The sequence below is a fragment of the Streptomyces ureilyticus genome (assembly GCF_011045025.1).
GTDB classification, from domain to species: domain Bacteria; phylum Actinomycetota; class Actinomycetes; order Streptomycetales; family Streptomycetaceae; genus Streptomyces; species Streptomyces ureilyticus.
Map to the genome: position 1 here is coordinate 1 of NZ_JAAKZX010000487.1, position 917 is coordinate 917.

Genomic DNA, 917 nt, shown 5'->3' on the forward strand with positions numbered 1-917 from the left:
TCGGTGTACGAGGTCCATCTCGCGTCCTGGCGCCCCGGGCTGACGTATCGCCAGCTGGCCGAGCAACTTCCCGCCTACGTCTCCGAGTTGGGCTTCACCCACGTCGAGCTGATGCCGGTCGCCGAGCACCCCTTCGGCGGCTCCTGGGGCTACCAGGTCACCGGCTTCTACGCACCCACCGCCCGCCTGGGAACCCCCGACGACTTCAAGTACCTCGTCGACGCCCTGCACCAGGCCGGTATCGGCGTCATCATGGACTGGGTCCCCGCCCACTTCCCCCGCGACGACTGGGCCCTGGCCGAATTCGACGGCCGCCCGCTGTACGAGCACGAGGACCCCCTGCGGGCCGCGCACCCCGACTGGGGCACCCTGGAGTTCGACTACGGCCGCCGCGAGGTACGCAACTTCCTGGTCGCCAACGCCGTGTACTGGTGCCAGGAGTTCCACATCGACGGCCTGCGCGTCGACGCCGTCGCCTCCATGCTCTACCTGGACTACTCCCGCGAGGCCGGCCAGTGGACGCCGAACGTACACGGCGGCCGCGAGAACCTCGACGCCGTCGCCTTCCTCCAGGAGATGAACGCCACCGTGTACCGGCGCGTGCCCGGCGTCGTCACGATCGCCGAGGAATCCACCGCCTGGGACGGCGTCACGCGCGCCACCCACCACATCGGGCCCGGCGGCTTCGGCGGCCTCGGCTTCGGCCTGAAGTGGAACATGGGCTGGATGCACGACTCGCTCGGCTACGTCTCGAAAGAGCCGGTGCACCGGAAGTACCACCACAACGAGATGACGTTCTCGATGGTGTACGCCTACAGCGAGAACTACGTGCTGCCCATCTCGCACGACGAGGTCGTGCACGGCAAGCGGTCGTTGGTGTCGAAGATGCCGGGCGACTGGTGGCAGCAACGGGCGAA

1 protein-coding gene is annotated in these 917 nt (G+C 68.3%); it reads left to right on the forward strand.

Annotation, left to right across the window (positions count from 1 at the left end; all coding sequences use genetic code 11):
* On the forward strand, positions 1–917 hold a 917-nt coding region (glgB, locus tag G6048_RS48295), incomplete at both ends, for a 1,4-alpha-glucan branching enzyme (RefSeq protein ID WP_165345919.1).